15 protein-coding genes, 8 tRNA genes and 1 rRNA gene (1 of these 24 running past the window's edge) are annotated in these 17996 nt (G+C 42.3%); all 24 read right to left on the bottom strand.

Features of this window, described 5'->3' with window-relative positions; genetic code table 11:
- Window positions 1-3: 3 nt before the first annotated feature.
- On the bottom strand, window positions 4-741 hold the full coding sequence (hisIE, locus tag PQ456_RS00655) for a bifunctional phosphoribosyl-AMP cyclohydrolase/phosphoribosyl-ATP diphosphatase HisIE (protein WP_273614383.1): 738 nt from the start codon (window positions 739-741) through the stop codon (window positions 4-6).
- Complete coding sequence (hisF, locus tag PQ456_RS00650; RefSeq protein ID WP_273614382.1) at window positions 738-1496, bottom strand: imidazole glycerol phosphate synthase subunit HisF; 759 nt, start codon at window positions 1494-1496, stop codon at window positions 738-740. Before hisF ends, hisIE begins: the two co-directional genes overlap by 4 nt.
- A 29-nt stretch (window positions 1497-1525) precedes the next feature.
- A complete protein-coding gene (hisA, locus tag PQ456_RS00645) occupies window positions 1526-2257 on the bottom strand; it encodes a 1-(5-phosphoribosyl)-5-[(5-phosphoribosylamino)methylideneamino]imidazole-4-carboxamide isomerase (protein WP_273614381.1) in 732 nt (243 codons plus the stop codon).
- A gap of 104 nt (window positions 2258-2361) precedes the next feature.
- Entirely contained in the window at window positions 2362-2988 is a 627-nt protein-coding gene (gene hisH, locus PQ456_RS00640; RefSeq protein ID WP_273614380.1) for an imidazole glycerol phosphate synthase subunit HisH, read from the bottom strand.
- A 3-nt stretch (window positions 2989-2991) separates the two neighbouring features.
- Window positions 2992-3597: an imidazoleglycerol-phosphate dehydratase HisB gene (hisB, locus tag PQ456_RS00635; protein WP_273614379.1), complete on the bottom strand. Its 606-nt coding sequence runs from the start codon at window positions 3595-3597 to the stop codon at window positions 2992-2994.
- A 46-nt stretch (window positions 3598-3643) separates the two neighbouring features.
- Window positions 3644-4927, bottom strand: coding sequence for a histidinol dehydrogenase (gene hisD / locus PQ456_RS00630; protein ID WP_273614378.1), 1284 nt, complete (start codon window positions 4925-4927; stop codon window positions 3644-3646).
- Window positions 4928-5015: 88 nt separating this feature from the next.
- Window positions 5016-5657 (bottom strand): ATP phosphoribosyltransferase, encoded by a 642-nt coding sequence (gene hisG, locus PQ456_RS00625; protein WP_273614377.1) that lies wholly within the window; start codon window positions 5655-5657, stop codon window positions 5016-5018.
- A gap of 46 nt (window positions 5658-5703) precedes the next feature.
- Window positions 5704-6906: an ATP phosphoribosyltransferase regulatory subunit gene (locus tag PQ456_RS00620; protein ID WP_273614376.1), complete on the bottom strand. Its 1203-nt coding sequence runs from the start codon at window positions 6904-6906 to the stop codon at window positions 5704-5706.
- A 310-nt stretch (window positions 6907-7216) separates the two neighbouring features.
- Window positions 7217-8431, bottom strand: coding sequence for an acyltransferase (locus PQ456_RS00615; RefSeq protein WP_273614375.1), 1215 nt, complete (start codon window positions 8429-8431; stop codon window positions 7217-7219).
- Window positions 8432-8554: 123 nt separating this feature from the next.
- Window positions 8555-9094: an acyltransferase gene (locus tag PQ456_RS00610; protein ID WP_273614374.1), complete on the bottom strand. Its 540-nt coding sequence runs from the start codon at window positions 9092-9094 to the stop codon at window positions 8555-8557.
- The gene (ppaX, locus tag PQ456_RS00605) at window positions 9091-9744 is read right to left on the bottom strand and encodes a pyrophosphatase PpaX (protein WP_273614373.1); all 654 of its coding nucleotides are present in this window, start codon (window positions 9742-9744) and stop codon (window positions 9091-9093) included. The genes PQ456_RS00610 and ppaX overlap by 4 nt, the downstream gene beginning before the upstream one ends.
- Before the next feature lie 7 nt (window positions 9745-9751).
- A complete protein-coding gene (gene lgt / locus PQ456_RS00600) occupies window positions 9752-10807 on the bottom strand; it encodes a prolipoprotein diacylglyceryl transferase (protein WP_273614372.1) in 1056 nt (351 codons plus the stop codon).
- Window positions 10808-10819: 12 nt separating this feature from the next.
- Window positions 10820-11758 carry an HPr(Ser) kinase/phosphatase gene (gene hprK / locus PQ456_RS00595; RefSeq protein WP_204826883.1) on the bottom strand — a complete coding sequence of 313 codons (939 nt, stop codon included), beginning with the start codon at window positions 11756-11758 and terminating at the stop codon, window positions 10820-10822.
- 362 nt (window positions 11759-12120) lie between these two features.
- Window positions 12121-13251 carry an ABC transporter ATP-binding protein gene (locus PQ456_RS00590; protein ID WP_273614371.1) on the bottom strand — a complete coding sequence of 377 codons (1131 nt, stop codon included), beginning with the start codon at window positions 13249-13251 and terminating at the stop codon, window positions 12121-12123.
- A 290-nt stretch (window positions 13252-13541) separates the two neighbouring features.
- Window positions 13542-14702: a PucR family transcriptional regulator gene (locus tag PQ456_RS00585; protein ID WP_273614370.1), complete on the bottom strand. Its 1161-nt coding sequence runs from the start codon at window positions 14700-14702 to the stop codon at window positions 13542-13544.
- Window positions 14703-14857: 155 nt separating this feature from the next.
- Window positions 14858-14930: transfer RNA gene (locus tag PQ456_RS00580), tRNA-Lys, on the bottom strand.
- A 25-nt stretch (window positions 14931-14955) separates the two neighbouring features.
- Window positions 14956-15040, bottom strand: a tRNA-Tyr gene (locus PQ456_RS00575).
- 16 nt (window positions 15041-15056) lie between these two features.
- A tRNA-Phe gene (locus tag PQ456_RS00570) sits at window positions 15057-15132 on the bottom strand.
- Between the two features lie 36 nt (window positions 15133-15168).
- Window positions 15169-15244: transfer RNA gene (locus tag PQ456_RS00565), tRNA-Asp, on the bottom strand.
- A gap of 26 nt (window positions 15245-15270) precedes the next feature.
- Window positions 15271-15346, bottom strand: a tRNA-Thr gene (locus PQ456_RS00560).
- Between the two features lie 6 nt (window positions 15347-15352).
- A tRNA-Val gene (locus PQ456_RS00555) sits at window positions 15353-15428 on the bottom strand.
- A 10-nt stretch (window positions 15429-15438) separates the two neighbouring features.
- Window positions 15439-15515: transfer RNA gene (locus PQ456_RS00550), tRNA-Met, on the bottom strand.
- A gap of 60 nt (window positions 15516-15575) precedes the next feature.
- Window positions 15576-15667: transfer RNA gene (locus PQ456_RS00545), tRNA-Ser, on the bottom strand.
- A gap of 78 nt (window positions 15668-15745) precedes the next feature.
- A 23S ribosomal RNA gene (locus PQ456_RS00540) occupies window positions 15746-17996 on the bottom strand; it runs 672 nt beyond the window's last position.

Below are 17996 nucleotides of genomic sequence, written 5' to 3'. Positions count from 1 at the left end.
CTCTTAGTCTTTACGTGGACGCTCATGACGGCGATCCAGTTCAGCCAGTACATCATCTAAAGGCAATTTACGCTCTTGCAACAATACCAATAGGTGATAGATCAGATCGCTAACTTCATAACGAAGCTCATCATTATCTTGATTTTTGGCTGCGATAATCGTTTCGGCTGTTTCTTCGCCTACTTTTTTCAAGATTTTGTCGATCCCTTTTTCAAACAGGTACGTTGTATATGCTCCTTCTGGGCGATCGCGGTCACGATCTGAGATCATTTGCTCCAATTCTGCTAAAATCGCAAACCGTTCTTTGCCAGAATCCGATGGAGTTGTATGTTGTTCTTCATTATTATTAAATGTTGGTTGATTATCCACTTCATTCACCTCATTATAGAAACAGCTTATTCTGCCTGTATGGCAAGCAGGACCATTTGCATGAACCATCACTAACAATGTATCTCCATCACAATCATATGATAATGATGTGATTTGTTGTGTATTGCCTGATGTTCCACCTTTATGCCAGTATTCTTGACGAGAACGGCTCCAGAACCATGTCTCTTGCGAGTCTAACGAGCGCTTTAACGACTCTTGGTTCATATAAGCCAACATTAATACTTGCTTACTGCTCTGATCCTGTACAATCGCAGGTACGAGCCCATCGGTATCCCATTTAATCGTTGCCACCAGTTGTTCCCAGGATAAAGACTGATGAATAATCTCATGTTGAAAATCAGACGAATTCATCGAATCTCCACTCCTTTGTCTTTTAACTGATTTTTGAGTTCAGGAATACCGATTTCTTTGTAATGAAAAATAGTTGCCGCTAGACCTGCATCCGCTTTGCCTTTAGTAAATACATCATAGAAATGCTCTGATGTACCTGCTCCACCTGACGCAATAATTGGAATATTCACCGCTTCAGACACCGCCGAAGTGAGATCAATATCAAATCCATCTTTGGTTCCATCCGCATCCATACTGGTCAGCAGAATTTCGCCTGCTCCACGTTGTTCCGCTTCTTTGATCCATGCGATCGCACGAATCCCTGTCGATTTACGTCCTCCATGAGTATACACTTCCCATTCGCCCCATTCCGGGTTGAACTTCGCATCAACAGCGACTACAATACACTGTGCTCCAAATCGTTGTGAACCGTCATTAATCAATTGCGGATTCAGTACGGCTGCTGTGTTGATCCCTATTTTATCTGCACCGGCACGTAAAATATTTTTCATATCTTCAACTTTGGATATCCCGCCACCAACAGTAAATGGAATCGATATTTCACCTGCTGTTCTACGAACCACATCAATCATCGTTTCCCGACCTTCAACCGAAGCCGAAATATCGAGAAATATAATCTCATCTGCACCTTCTCGATCATACAGAGCAGCTAGCTCTACCGGATCACCTGCATCACGCAGATTAACGAAATTCACACCTTTGACGACTCGGCCTTCTTTGACATCAAGGCATGGAATAATACGCTTTGCAAGCATGATTTGTCCTCCTCAAGCTTTATAACATTTTACTGAATCGTACGTAATGCTAGTTCCAGATCAATATTGCCTGTATAGATCGCTTTGCCTACAATCGCGCCACTAATTCCTTCTGCACGACGTGCCGCTAATTTCACCAGATCATCCAATACTGTTACGCCACCAGAAGCAATAACTTGCTTACCTGAAGCTTGAGCAATCGCAGCAATCGCATCGATATTAGGTCCTTGCATCATACCATCGCGCGAAATATCGGTAAAAATAAACGTTTCTGCTCCTTTAGCCGCTAATTCTTTTGCCAGTACTTCTGCTTTCACTTCTGAAGTCTCTAACCAGCCACGAGTCGCTACCAATCCATTACGAGCATCTATCCCGATCGCTACACGATTGCCATATGTACCTAGTACAGATTCTGTAAATTCACGATCTTCAATAGCTGCTGTGCCGATAATAACACGACTTACTCCGAGATTTAGAAGATTTTCAACATCAGCTAATGTACGTAATCCACCACCAACTTGTACAGGTACAGAGACAGCATTAGCAATACGACCAATCAACTCATGATTCACTGGATGACCTGCTTTGGCTCCGTCCAAATCGACAAGATGGACATATTGTGCTCCTTTTACTGTAAAATCAGTAGCTACAGCTACAGGGTCGTCATTATAGACGGTTTCCTGATTATAGTCGCCTTGAATCAGACGTACACAGCGACCTCCTCGAATATCAATAGCAGGATAAATAGTAAAAGAAGACAATATGATTTCCCCCTTGATTATAATAAGTCTTTGCACAAAAATGTTGCTCTACCGATCATTACACTTGGCTACAACTTCACTTTTTGGAATAATTCATCTATCAATTAATCTATCCGTTCACCTGTACACAGCGCCAAGAAATTACGCAATAACAATGTACCCAATTCTCCACTTTTTTCGGGATGAAACTGCATACCGTATACATTGTCTCTTCCTACGATCGCTGTAACCGGTTGTCCATAATCACATATAGCGATAAGATCATCTGCATGATCTGGCTTTACATGATAAGAATGAACAAAATATACATGCCCATTGTACAGATCACGTACTAACGGATGATTCGGTTGTGTATACTCTAATCGATTCCAGCCCATATGTGGAATTTTGTAATCTTCATCTTCGAACTTCACGACTCTACCTGGCAAAATGTTTAACCCTTGATGAATACCATGCTCTTCACCTTCGGTAAACAATAACTGCATACCAAGACAAATCCCTAATAAAGGCTTACCACTGTTAGCGACTTCATTAACAATATGATCCATACCGCCTTCACGAATATGATTCATCGCATCACCAAAAGCACCGACACCTGGTAAAATAACACCTTCTGCACGTAGAATCTCATCACGATCTCCTGTGACTATACCCTCATAGCCTAATCGTTCAATCGCTTTGCTGACACTATGCAGATTGCCTATTCCATAATCAACAATAGCGATCGCCATATGTTATAGCACTCCCTTCGTCGAAGGTACTCCTGTCACGCGCGGATCAATTGTTGTTGCTTCATCTACAGCACGTCCTAATGCTTTGAAAATCGCTTCAATCATATGATGCGTATTTTGTCCGTAATGTACAATAACATGTAGTGTGATACGTGCTTCGAGTGCAAATTTCCACAAAAATTCATGTACCAATTCAGTCTGGAAGCTTCCCACTTGATTAGAAGGGTATTCGGCACGATATTCAAAATGCGGACGATTGCTGATATCAATCACTACCTGTGCCAAAGCTTCATCCATCGGAATAAATACACTGCTGTAACGCTTAATGCCGCGCTTATCTCCTAATGCTTCACGTAGCGTCTGTCCAAGACAGATTCCGATATCTTCTACCGTATGATGATCATCAATCTCAATATCACCTTGTGCTTTGATATTCAGATCAAAATGTCCATGCTTGGTGAATAGATCGAGCATATGATTTAAAAAAGGAACATCCGTCTCAATTTCAGAAATTCCTGTTCCATCTACATTAAAAGCAAGCTGAATATTCGTTTCATTGGTTTTACGGCTGACATCTGCTTGACGTGTGCTCTGGTTTTCAGTTGACATACATATACCTCCTGCTTGGGCTATAAAGTATCTATAGAATTAAATATTAACCTTCTTGTTCCAAACGAATAGCAATGGCGCGTGCATGACCTTCTAATCCTTCATGACGTGCTAATTCCATAATTGTATTGCCATTCGCAAGCAAAGCTTCTTTACTATAATAGATCATACTCGATTTTTTGATAAAATCGTCAACATCGACGGGTGAAGAAAAACGAGCTGTTCCGTTGGTCGGGATAATATGATTTGGGCCAGCAAAATAATCACCTACTGGCTCTGAACTATAATTACCGAGGAAAATAGCACCTGCATTTTCGATCATGCCTACATAGTTCATCGGTTGTTCGACCATAATTTCCAGATGCTCAGGAGCCAGTCGATTCACTACATCGATACCTTCTGTGATCGTTTCTGTAACAATAATCGCTCCATGATTCTGGATCGAAGCATTAGCAATATGTTGACGAGGCAATGTTTCTAATTGCTGTTGTACTTCAGAAGCAACAGCCGCGGCAAGCTGTGCAGAACAAGTGACAAGAATAGCAGAAGCCATTTCATCATGCTCCGCTTGGGACAATAAATCTGCTGCAATATAAGCAGGATTTGCATGCTCATCTGCTAGCACTACAATTTCGCTTGGGCCAGCAATACTATCAATATCAACTACCCCATACACTTCACGCTTCGCTAGCGCCACATAAATATTGCCGGGTCCACAGATTTTATCAACCGGTTCTATACTTTGAGTACCATAAGCAAGTGCTGCTATCGCTTGTGCACCACCTACACGATACATTTCTGTTACTCCAGCTTCAGCGGCAGTCACTAGAATATAAGGGTTAATTCCTTCTTTGCCACCTGTAGAAGGAGGGGTGACCATCACGATTTCAGGTACACCTGCGACTTGAGCTGGAATCACATTCATCAATACAGATGAAGGATAAGCTGCTTTCCCACCCGGAACATACACACCGACACGTTTGAGTGGACGAATAATTTGCCCTAATAGACTGCCATCAGGTTGTAGATCCATCCATGAGTTACGTTTTTGCTTTTCATGAAATTGACGAATATTATGCGCGGCAGCTGTGATCGCTTGGACAAAAGAAGGTTCGACTTCTTGGTACGCTGCTTGCAATTCTTTATCGGTCACGCGAAGCAAATCAGCTGTAAGATCTGCCCCATCGAACTGCTTCGTATATTGCAACAAAGCTTTGTCTCCTGTGTGCTTAATATCTTGAACAATTTGCTTTACTGCAGCATTTTGCTCTGGCGATCCATAATCTACTTCTCTTCGCAAATCAAAATCTTGTGCAGATACGATCTTCACTATCGGTTCCCCCTTATCCGTCCTACCCTTTTGCTATTGATCGAGTGATATCTTTTATCGTTATAGTTAATGTTCAGTTAGTATATATTTATTGGTGCAGAACTGGCTCTGGAATCACCATTTGCAATTGATCGCATAGTTTTTGAATTTCTTCATTTTTCATGCGGTAACTGACACGGTTAGCAATCAATCGACTGGTGATACCGAATATGGTCTCCATTTCCACCAATCCATTTTCGCGTAACGTTTCTCCCGTTTCTACCATATCGACAATACGATCAGCCAGACCTATCATCGGTGCAAGCTCAATCGAACCATTTAATTTAATCACTTCTACTTGTTGTCCTTGCTCGCGGAAATATTGAGAAGCCACATTAGGATATTTGGTAGCTACACGTTGCTGAATACCTGGCTTCCAATCCGGTAGACCAATCACAGACATTCGGCATCGAGCAATTCCTAGATCAAGCAACTCATACACAGCTCGATTTTCCTCAATCAATACATCTTTGCCAACAATACCGATATCAGCAACACCATGCTCTACATAGATAGGCACATCGACTGGTTTGGCTAGAATAAATTCCATTCCCACTTCAGGTAAATGTACAATCAATTTACGAGAATCATCAACATCCAATGGAACTTCAATTCCTGCTTTACGGAAAAGCTCTGCTGCCTTTTTATAGATACGCCCTTTTGGCATCGCAACTTTAAGAATTTGTGTCATAGAAGGGTACATCTCCCTGTTATTTACTGTGTATCTTAATTTATGTTTATACCGTAACTGCTCGTCCATCTGTAAAGCGAATCACCTGACTATACGTAACTACAGATGAATCAGATGGAGTAGCTGATTCTAGCTTCTCTGTTGCTTCTATATGTTCTGTAATTACAATTTTGCCTTGCTGGCGAAGTTGTGCTGCATGTGTGAATGCTTCGCGCCGACTATTTACATCATAAGCGATCAATACAGGTGGTTCTTCTTCTGGTAAATGAAGATCGACTCCATCCAGTATCCGATTCGTTTTCAAAGCAAATCCGGTAGCCGTCACAGAACGTCCGAATTGAGTCAGCAGGTTATCATATCGTCCTCCACTACATACAGGGAAGCCAAGTTCTGCTGCATACCCTTCAAATACCATACCGGTATAATAAGAAAAGTCTCCAATCATCGTTAAATCGATCATCACATGCTCAGAGACTCCATAAGCTTCTAACACTTCCCACACTTTGCACAAGTGCTGAATCGAAGCAATCGCACGTGGATTACTGCTCAATGCTGTCGCCTGAAGACAAATATCTTGAGCTCCACGTAGACGAAGCAATCCTTCTAATTCTTGACGTTGCTCCACCGATAATTGGAAATGCGATAAACGCTCACGAAATCCAACAAAATCTCGATTAAGTAATGTTTCTTTTAACGCTTCTTGTTCGATGGTTTTGTCAGGCAATACTTCTTCCAACAATCCTGTTAAAAATCCAACATGTCCGAGCGAAATTTTGAATGTTTCTACACCTGCGGCTTGTAATGAAGCAATCGCAAGTGCAATGACCTCAGCGTCGCCTTCAGCCGAATCATTTCCGACTAATTCAGCACCGGTTTGAAAAAATTCAGTTTCTCGTCCAGCTTCTTCTTCAATCGAACGAAATACATTCGCATGGTAAGACAAACGCACAGGCAATGATTCTTCTTTTAAAAGAGAACCCATCACACGAGCGATCGGTGTCGTCATATCAGAACGTAACACCATCGTTGTTCCACGGTTATTTAACATTTTATATAGTTTGCGGTCTGATGTAGAACTAGCTACACCTACCGTATCATAATATTCCATTGTAGGCGTTATAATCTGACGGTAGCCCCACTCGGACATGCAGTCCAATACATTGCGTTCAATATGGCGCAATTTGGATACAACATGCGGTAGATAATCACGTACACCTGCGGGCTTTTCGAATCCTTTGGGCTTGGACAAAACAGTCACCTCTAATTGATCAATATTTTAACGCTTTAAAGTGTTACTTTGCTAATAAAGTAAAGGATATTTGATATAATAACATAAATCGATATCCACCGTCAACGCAACTGCATCTGTTGTTATAGATCACAAAGTTGTTCTGTTTAGATCATATTTTTATTTCTAATTGTATCATTAACCACACCTGCTACCTAACTAATCGAAGCTAACTAGATCTCTAATTATTTCCCGGAAAATAAAAAAACCACCTTCATCATAAAGGTGGTTTTTCAAAGCTTATTTTTAGATGAATCATGTCATGACAACTTTAAGGGCTTGGTCTTTTTACAGCATCCGTTTTGGTCGTCCGACCGCTCACTTTTGCTTGTTTTTTGTTTTTATGTCGTCCAGATAATGAAGCTGGAATACTGCCTAACAATACCCATGAGAATGATACTCTTCTAAACACCATCTGTACAAATACCGCTGAAATAATTAGAGCACACAACATACCGCCATAAATCCAGACAAAGTAACCTAATGTGCCTAAAGTAAGATATTCTCTTGTATCGCGATAGTAAGCCAGTATAAATGGATGAACTAAGTAAATAGCAAAAGATAGTTCTCCTAATCGACGCAAAATCGCCAGTATCCATTTCGGTGCTATTCGATTTAAGATAAATGCCGAATGAAGCAACACTAATGAAGATAACATCGTATAGACATTCCACATCAGTTCATACACTAACGAATCTAACCATTCATTGGTCATTCGAGCATCATACCAGATTTGTACATAGATCAATCCGGTGACCAGCCAGCTTCCCCATAGCAATATTGTGCTGACTCTTTGTCTTTCTGACATGTCTGTCCATTTGCTCATCAGCCATCCGCGGAAAGGTTTGAAATAAATCGCTACAAATGCACCCATCATATAATAAGAGAAATATGAAATAGCTAGACTGCCTTTTGTTGCATAATGAAGATCGTATTTATTCCAGATCACGAATCCCCACTGTAACGCAAGACCGATAGGAATCGCAAAGCGTGCTACCCAACGCTGACTTTTTAGCAAAGCAAGCATAATCGGAAATAACAGATAAAACTGCACACTAATAAATACAAAATAAAGATGTGTATACGCAGAACCATGAGTGATCGCATACCAGTAATCCCCTAACAATTGCATTGGGGGATCATCCAATTGACCACGCTGAGCAAGCTTATACCAGAAATATAAAGCAGATATCAAAACATACGGCAGCAAAATGTAGAGCATTCTTTTTTTATAAAAGCTCCCGATTAATTTGCCTGTAAGAGGTCTGTCATAGTAATTATAAAACAATACAAAACTACTCAAAAAGATAAATGAAGGCGTTCCGTATTTAAAGAAAATATTCAAAAAGTTAAACAGATAATAAATCGACGTATTCATCGCTTCTGTCGTTGCCACCGATGTAGAATGAACATGCAGTACCCCAATAATGGCAATCGCACGGAAGAAATCAAGCTGTGTCAGCCGTTCCTTCTTTATTTGATTCAATGTAAAAGCATCCCCTTATTCTTTAAAATGGTACATCTATATGATGCAAAATGTCGGCTTATTCTGTTCCCGAACAAGTCCAAAAGATTGCGCCCTTGTACCACAACGCTCAGATACAACTATTTAATGCAATAGATCTTCATCCTTATCACTTGTAAGATCTACCGTATGTTCTGGACTTCGACGTGTTAATACGCGTAAAGGATTCCCACCAACAAATGTACCTGCGGCTACATCTGTATGTACGACTGATCCTGCTGCAACCACTGCTCCATCGCCAATTGTTACACCTGGCAAAATAGTACTATTTGCACCAATCATCACTTCATCACCAATGATAACATTGCCTAATCGGTATTCACGAATCAGATATTCATGAGCAAGAATAGTGGTATTGTATCCAATCACTGTATTCGTCCCTATCTTTATTTTTTCCGGAAAAAATACATCTACCATCACCATCAATCCAAAAGCCGTATCTTTACCCACTTCCATATGTAGCAAGTGGCGGTAAATCCAGTTTTTCCATTCCAGGACTGGACAATACCGCGCTACTTGAATACATATAAAGTTCCGAACGCCTTTCCATGGGCTGACTGTGCGATAAATTTGACGCAAGGCATTAGGTCCCTCTTTTACAGGAAAACGCTCGGTCTTTCTCATCGATCGACCGTATCGCCAAGCACCAATTCATACAAATCACTCATCGTATGCAAAATATACTGTGGATGATACTTGGATAGTTCTTCTTCCCCTTTAAGAGACCAAGCTACAGCCGCTGACATAACACCTGCTGCGGATGCAGCCTGCAAATCGGCAGGACTATCGCCCACCATCAATGTATGCTCAGGAGACGAACCAAGAGCTTCCATAGCACGTTCAATCGGTTGCGGATGAGGTTTGGTATGCTCAACATCATCCTGCGTAATAATCACTTCCATAAATTGATCCAATTGAAACATTTCCAGCACTTTGAGTGTATTCGGACGAATTTTAGTCGTCACGACTCCCAGCTTAATACCTTCTGCTTGGAGACGTGTTAACACTTCGGTGACTTCTGGAAAAGGAGCCACCATCGTATCGTGATGAATCGCACTATATTCACGATAAGCCGTAACATAAGAAGTCACATCATCGACACCTGAAAAAGCACGAAGTTGCTGCTCCAACGTTAATCCCATATGCGGAATAATCTGCTCTCTCGTCAATGGAGCTAACCCATTACTTTCCAATGTGTTAATAAATGAAGCAATAATCAATTCATTGGTATCTACAATCGTTCCATCCAAATCCAATAAAACCGTATCAATCATAAATTCACTACTCCTTGCGTTCATTGTGAATCGTATCTTCTTTTTTCAGATCATGTCTATCTTTAGAAGAAGATGACGAATCTACTGTTGGCACTGAAGAAGATCCTGTAGTGGTATCATGATCAGTAACCAATTCATGTTGTGCCACTTTGGATGACACAATTGGATCGCTATAATGTTCATTAGCTAGACCAGCACGACGACGAATAATCATCAATAGAATAGCGGCTACAATCAACACAAGCGACAATAACTGTGATACTCGAATATTTCCGTATCCAGGTTCGATCGCTCCTTGTTGGAAGCCAAACCATGTCATAGGAGTCCACAGACCATTTACTATAGCTACCAACCATTGCGGGCCTTCAAAGGTAAGACTATCTGTACGAAGTGCTTCAATAAAGAAACGCCCGATACCATACCAGATAAGATAAGAGAAGAAAATTTCTCCACTACGCACAAATGCACGACGACGTAATACACATAGTACAATTACACCAACCAGATTCCATAGCGATTCATACAAAAATGTAGGATGATGGAATACACCATTAACATTCATTTGATTCACAATAAAATCAGGTAAATGCAAATTACTTCTTAAAAAAGATTCTTCGACAGGTCCGCCATAAGCTTCCTGATTGACAAAATTCCCCCAACGTCCGATCGCTTGTCCAACAAGCAAATAAGGCGCACACAAATCCATAATTCGCCAGAAGCTATATCCTTTTTTACGCGTATAAATAATCGCACAAATCACAGAACCTATTAATGCACCATATATAGCAATACCGCCATTCCAAATTTTAAAGACATCCCATAAGTTATCTCTATAATCAGGCCAACGGAAAGCAACATAATAAATACGTGCAGCAATAATAGCGGAAGGAACACCGAACAACACTAGATCCATAAAAAACTCTTGTGGAATCCCGAATCGACGTCCTTCGCGAATTAATAGTAATAACCCGACTAATGCGCCAGTACCCAAAATCAATCCATACCAATGCACCTGAAGCGCTCCGATCGAGAAAGCAATCGGGTTAATTAATGATGTCCCCATACAGCACTCTCCTTAATCCAGTTCGTCGAGATCTTCAGCAATCGTCTCTGTTAATTTATGAGTAAATTGCAATGCTGCATTATAACCCATACGTTTTAAGCGGAAATTCATGGCTGCCACTTCAATAATAACAGCTAGATTTCGTCCTGGACGAACTGGAATCGTAACTAGAGGTACATCTGTATCAATGATACGAGTTGTTTCTTCATCCAATCCGATACGGTCATACTGCTTGTCTTGTTGCCATGCTTCTAGACGTACAACCAAAGTAATTCGTTTGTTGTTACGAATTGCACCCGCACCGAACAATGTCATTACATTGATAATACCGACTCCGCGAATTTCAAGTAAATGACGAATCAATTCAGGAGCCGTACCATGCAGTTGATTATCCGAAGTTTGGCGGATTTCTACCGCATCATCGGCAATCAATCGATGCCCACGTTTTACTAACTCAAGAGCAGTTTCACTTTTACCGATACCGCTACTACCTGTAATTAGCATCCCTACACCATAAAGGTCTACCAATACGCCATGAATTGTCGCAGTTGGTGCTAATTTTTTCTCCAAAAAGCCTGTAATCCGGCTTGATAAAATAGTCGTCGCCAGATTGCTACGAAGTACCGGAACATTATGCTCTTCGCTACTTTCAATTAACTCCTCAGGTACTTCAAGTCCACGTGTAATCACAAGACAAGGCGTCTCATCATTACAAAGACGCTTCATACGATCTGCTTTTTCTTCATGCGTAAGCATTTTAAAAAACGCAAGCTCGGTTCTACCCAGAATCTGTACACGTTCTGTAGGATAATATTCAAAATATCCTGCCATTTCTAATCCAGGTCGATTCAGATCATCTACAGTAATTTTTCGTTTTAAACCAAGTCCTCCAGACACAACTTCAAGCTGGAACATTTGTACCAATTCTGAAACTTTCACATGTTTGGCCATTCTGTTCTTCCTTTCTCTAAGTAGGTTGCTGATTCTGTATTGTGTATTCTATGTGATTCATCATCTAAAGCCAAACGATCATCGCCAAAAAGATAGATTTTTCACAAACCTGACTTTTCCGCACTGTACATAATATGTCCAATGTACTCATCGTAATAGAAAATGCTAGTTAAATCAATTATATTGGCATATTCGCTTACCATTGTACCGATTATTTCAAAGCTTCGCTATGAGATACGTCCATTTATTAATATGCACATTTTATCATAAAAAAAGACTTACCTTTCTGATCGAAACCAGAATAAGTAAGTCTTTTATCAAATGTTCTATCCGAACTCTGTTACGTTACCTTTAATAACGAATTAAGAAGGATCTGTGTAGAACAAGTTATCTTGAGATTCTGTATCAAAAATATGAACTTTGTTCATATCAATTGCCATCGTTGCTGTAGCGTTATCACGAGTAGTGGAACGTCCATCAACACGAGCAACAACAGTGTCTGTACCTACACCGCTCAAGTATAGCAACATTTCATGACCCAAGTTCTCAGATACATCTACTTTAGCAGTAAAAGCAGTAGCTGGAGAAGCTTCTAAGAATACAGGCTCTTCATGAATATCTTCTGGACGAACACCCAGAATCACTTCTTTACCTGTGAATCCTTGGTCTTTCAAGATTTGCGCTTTACCACCAGGGATAGCTAGTTCAACACCAGCAGCGCTGAATGTTAGACCGCCAGATTTTTCGGACAATGTACCACGGATAAAGTTCATTGTAGGAGAACCAATAAAGCCCGCTACGAACATGTTACGTGGGTGATTGTACAATTCTTCTGGAGAAGCAGCTTGTTGAATAATACCATCTTTCATAACAACGATACGGTCACCCATTGTCATTGCTTCGATCTGATCATGCGTTACATAGATAACAGTCGTTTGCAGACGTTTCGCTAGTTTAGTAATCTCAGCACGCATCTGACCACGAAGTTTAGCATCCAAGTTAGAAAGAGGCTCATCCATCAAGAAGACTTGAGGATCACGGACAATCGCACGTCCCAAAGCAACACGCTGACGTTGACCACCAGAAAGTGCTTTTGGTTTACGATCTAGCAAATGCTCGATATCGAGAATTTTAGCTGCTTCACGTACACGTTTTTCGATTTCTTCTTTTTTCACTTTACGCAATTTCAAACCAAACGCCATATTAGAATATACATCCATATGAGGGTACAACGCGTAAGATTGGAATACCATCGCGATATCGCGGTCTTTTGGAGCTACGTCGTTAACAACGCGATCGCCAATGTACAATTTACCTTCTGAAATTTCTTCCAGACCAGCGATCATACGAAGAGTTGTAGATTTACCACAACCAGAAGGTCCAACCAATACTAGGAACTCTTTATCCTTGATATCCAAATTAACGTCAATAACTGTTGCTTTATCAGAACCCGGATATTTTTTGAAAATGTGTTCTAAGCGTACGCCTGCCATAATAATAGCCTCCCTAGAATATGAATGTAATTTTTTAAGTACATAATAAATGAGCTTGTCAGCATATGGCAATTAACCATATGTCTTAATCAATTCGTAGTCTGATCTACAGTAATGAGTGAAATGTACAACATCATGTGGGACGTTCTACCTTTAGCTCAATCGTAAAATCAGCTATGAATTACGGCTGCGAAGGTGATCCAATCGCCTATGTAACCGATTTCTTTTTCTATTATTATCTTACCCTAATCGCGCGTAGACATCTATCGACAAACTATACAAAAAATTCGTCAGCTTTTTGTCACTTTATACAATAGTAGTGTTAACTTCATCAAAACAGCATCTTCAAACTTTCTAACATCCAATTCAGTTTCTTGTTTAATTTTGTCCAGACGATACAATAACGTATTCCGATGGATATATAATTGCTTCGCAGTCTCACTAACATTACAATCCATTTTGAAAAAGGTTTCTAACGTAGCTACCGTTTCTTCATCATCCAACATATCGGAATAACGATCAGCTCTAGCTACAAAATCAGCACGATCTTCATCAGGAATCCGATATAATAAACGTTCCAAAGACAATTCCCACGGAAGATGAATATGATCTTTCACATGAAATAATCTACCCAAAGCAACGGTTTCCTTCAATAAAGAGACTTCAGATAATAACTTTTCACTAGGAATAATAGGCTTAGACACTCCAATATGGAATATACCTACCCATTCGCTAGCAATCAATTCATATAACCCTAACGAAAATTCCATCAGTATATCTTCTTCTGTATCTTCTATCTCTACATTAGCATCCCGACTACTACTTTGCTTGAGATCAGAACTATCTTCAATCAATTCACGATTCGTCAGAATAAACCACTCATTTTCAGATAATGGCAATAACAGTACTTCTCCACCAAAATAGCTATATAGCAACTTTTCTAACTCTTTGGTTGCTAATGTTCCTGTTTGTACACTATCAGCTACCAGTAGAAACGGAATCATCGAGCTGGTTAATCTTTCTTTCAAAAGGTATCCATTAGGAATACTCGCTTTTGACTGTCCGCTATCTAGTTGTTCCATCATCCAGGTACTTAACTCTTGTATCCCTTGTTCACGAATAGACAACGAAGAAGCATGATTTCCTATAGCCATAGACGCTGTAAAAGCAGGCAACAATAACTCTAACAACGATTTAAGCTTGCCTATGACTTGTTGATGATCACTATCTAGTAACTCTTGCGAAAGACTCGAATTACTTGGAGAAATAGCTTTCGGTTGAATCTGCCATAATGTGACTACAGTAAGATCCTGCTTCACAGCGATCCATCCACTTTCTTCTAGACCTGCTTGATACGTATCCGATGCCCAATCTTTCAAAGCCACAGACTGTTCTTCAATACGGTAATCTATGATTGATTCAATATGTTCTTTTAATGTACTCCAATGCATATCATAAATTCCTTCCATAGCTAGAATCGTACACTGATGGCTACCCTACACTATTAATCAGAAATAAATAAAATAAGACTACTCCCTCAAATTATACAAAAAAGCAGACAAAACAAAAAGCACCTTGCTTAATAGCAAGATGCTTTTTCATATGATGAGTCATGAAGGGCTCGAACCTTCGACACCCTGATTAAAAGTCAGGTGCTCTACCGACTGAGCTAATGACTCATATTAAGTTTAACGTAAATAAAACTGGTGGAGGCTGATGGATTCGAACCACCGAACTCGGAGAGAACAGATTTACAGTCTGCTGCGTTTGGCCACTTCGCTAAGCCTCCATAATGAACAAAAAAATGGTGGCTCGGGACGGAATCGAACCGCCGACACGAGGATTTTCAGTCCTCTGCTCTACCGACTGAGCTACCGAGCCATACTGTATTCATTACATTTTATTTAATTAAAAAAATGGCGGAACCGACGGGATTTGAACCCGCGATCTCCTGCGTGACAGGCAGGCATGTTAACCCCTACACCACGGTTCCAGGGTTATAATACATAGAAATAAAAATGGTGCCGGCGAGAGGATTTGAACCCCCGACCTACTGATTACAAGTCAGTTGCTCTACCAACTGAGCTACACCGGCATATGGTGGTGGAGATTGACGGGATCGAACCGCCGACCCTCTGCTTGTAAGGCAGATGCTCTCCCAGCTGAGCTAAATCTCCAGGATATGTATGGTAGCGGCGAAGGGAATCGAACCCCCGACCTCACGGGTATGAACCGTACGCTCTAGCCAGCTGAGCTACACCGCCACATTTAAAAACCAATCGTCATGAATTGCTATCCACTAAAAATTTATAAATAAGTTCTAGTGGCGGAGAGAGAGGGATTCGAACCCTCGCACCGCTAACGCAGTCTAACCCCTTAGCAGAGGGTCCCCTTATAGCCACTTGGGTATCTCTCCAATATTAAATCATATACAGACAGGTTAGTTGCTCCCTGAAAACTGAATCCGAAAACGAAAACATCGCGTGTTAGCTTATTGGATAAGCCCTCGACCGATTAGTATTGGTCAGCTCCATGCCTTGCGGCACTTCCACCCCCAACCTATCAACCTCGTCGTCTACAAGGGGTCTTACATACTGGGAAATCTCATCTTGAGGGGGGCTTCACGCTTAGATGCTTTCAGCGCTTATCCCTTCCGCACGTAGCTACCCAGCGATGCTCCTGGCGGAACAACTGGTACACCAGCGGTGCGTCCATCCCGGTCCTCTCGTACTAAGGACAGCTCCTCTCAAATTTCCTACGCCCACGACAGATAGGGACCGAACTGTCTCACGACGTTCTGAACCCAGCTCGCGTACCGCTTTAATGGGCGAACAGCCCAACCCTTGGGACCTACTTCAGCCCCAGGATGCGATGAGCCGACATCGAGGTGCCAAACCTCCCCGTCGATGTGGACTCTTGGGGGAGATAAGCCTGTTATCCCCAGGGTAGCTTTTATCCGTTGAGCGATGGCCCTTCCATGCGGTACCACCGGATCACTAAGCCCGACTTTCGTCCCTGCTCGACGTGTCTGTCTCGCAGTCAAGCTCCCTTATGCCTTTACACTCTTCGAATGATTTCCAACCATTCTGAGGGAACCTTAGGGCGCCTCCGTTACACTTTAGGAGGCGACCGCCCCAGTCAAACTGCCCACCTGACACGGTCCCTGTACCGGATCACGGTACGAGGTTAGAACTCAAATGCGATCAGGGTGGTATCCCAACGGCGCCTCAACCGAAGCTTGCGCTCCGATGTCTACGGCTCCCACCTATCCTGTACAAATCGCACCCCAGTTCAATATCAAGTTGCAGTAAAGCTCCATGGGGTCTTTCCGTCTTGTCGCGGGTAACCTGCATCTTCACAGGTATTAAAATTTCACCGGATCTCTCGTTGAGACAGCGCCCAAATCGTTACGCCATTCGTGCGGGTCAGAATTTACCTGACAAGGAATTTCGCTACCTTAGGACCGTTATAGTTACGGCCGCCGTTTACTGGGGCTTCGGTTCATAGCTTCGCTTGCGCTAACCACTCCCCTTAACCTTCCAGCACCGGGCAGGCGTCAGCCCGTATACTTCGCCTTGCGGCTTCGCACAGACCTGTGTTTTTGCTAAACAGTCGCTTGGGCCTTTTCACTGCGGCCCCCTCGTGCTATTCACACTACCGGGGCACCCCTTCTCCCGAAGTTACGGGGTCATTTTGCCGAGTTCCTTAACGAGAGTTCTTCCGCGCGCCTTAGAATTCTCTTCTCACCCACCTGTGTCGGTTTACGGTACGGGCACCTGCTTCCTGGCTAGAGACTTTTCTTGGCAGTGTGAAATCATGACCTTCGCTACTGTAATTTTCGCTCCTCATCACAGCCTGGCCTTGGGGTATGCGGATTTGCCTACATACCAGCCTCACTGCTTGAACGGACATCCATCAGTCCGCGTCACTATCCTCCTGCGTCATCCCATTGCTCATAACGGCTTTCGGTGGTACAGGAATTTCAACCTGTTGTCCGTCGACTACGCCTTTCGGCCTCGCCTTAGGTCCCGACTTACCCTGAGAGGACGAGCCTTCCTCAGGAATCCTTGGGTTTTCGGCGGATCAGATTCTCACTGATCTTTTCGTTACTCATACCGGCATTCTCACTTGAATGAGGTCCAGCGCTCCTTGCGGTACACCTTCAATCTTCATTCAACGCTCCCCTACCCCTGATACAAAGTATCAAGCCATAGCTTCGGTGGTGTGTTTAGCCCCGTTACATTTTCGGCGCAAAGTCACTCGACCAGTGAGCTATTACGCACTCTTTCAATGGTGGCTGCTTCTAAGCCAACATCCTGGTTGTCTGTGCAACTTCACATCCTTTCCCACTTAACACACACTTGGGGACCTTAGCTGATGGTCTGGGCTGTTTCCCTTTCGACAATGGATCTTAGCACTCACTGTCTGACTCCCGGAATAAAGTCTGTGGCATTCGGAGTTTGACTGAACTTGGTAACCCTTGCGGGCCCCGCATCCAATCAGTGCTCTACCTCCACGACTCAACTTCCGAGGCTAGCCCTAAAGCTATTTCGGGGAGAACCAGCTATCTCCAGGTTCGATTGGAATTTCTCCGCTACCCCCACCTCATCCCCGCACTTTTCAACGTGCGTGGGTTCGGGCCTCCAGTACGTGTTACCGTACCTTCACCCTGGACAGGGGTAGATCACCTGGTTTCGGGTCTACGTCCACGTACTCAGTCGCCCTATTCAGACTCGCTTTCGCTG

The organism is Paenibacillus kyungheensis (assembly GCF_028606985.1).
GTDB lineage: Bacteria > Bacillota > Bacilli > Paenibacillales > Paenibacillaceae > Saccharibacillus > Saccharibacillus kyungheensis.
Note: the sequence above shows the minus strand (reverse complement) of the source record. Positions and strands in the feature narration are given on the sequence as shown.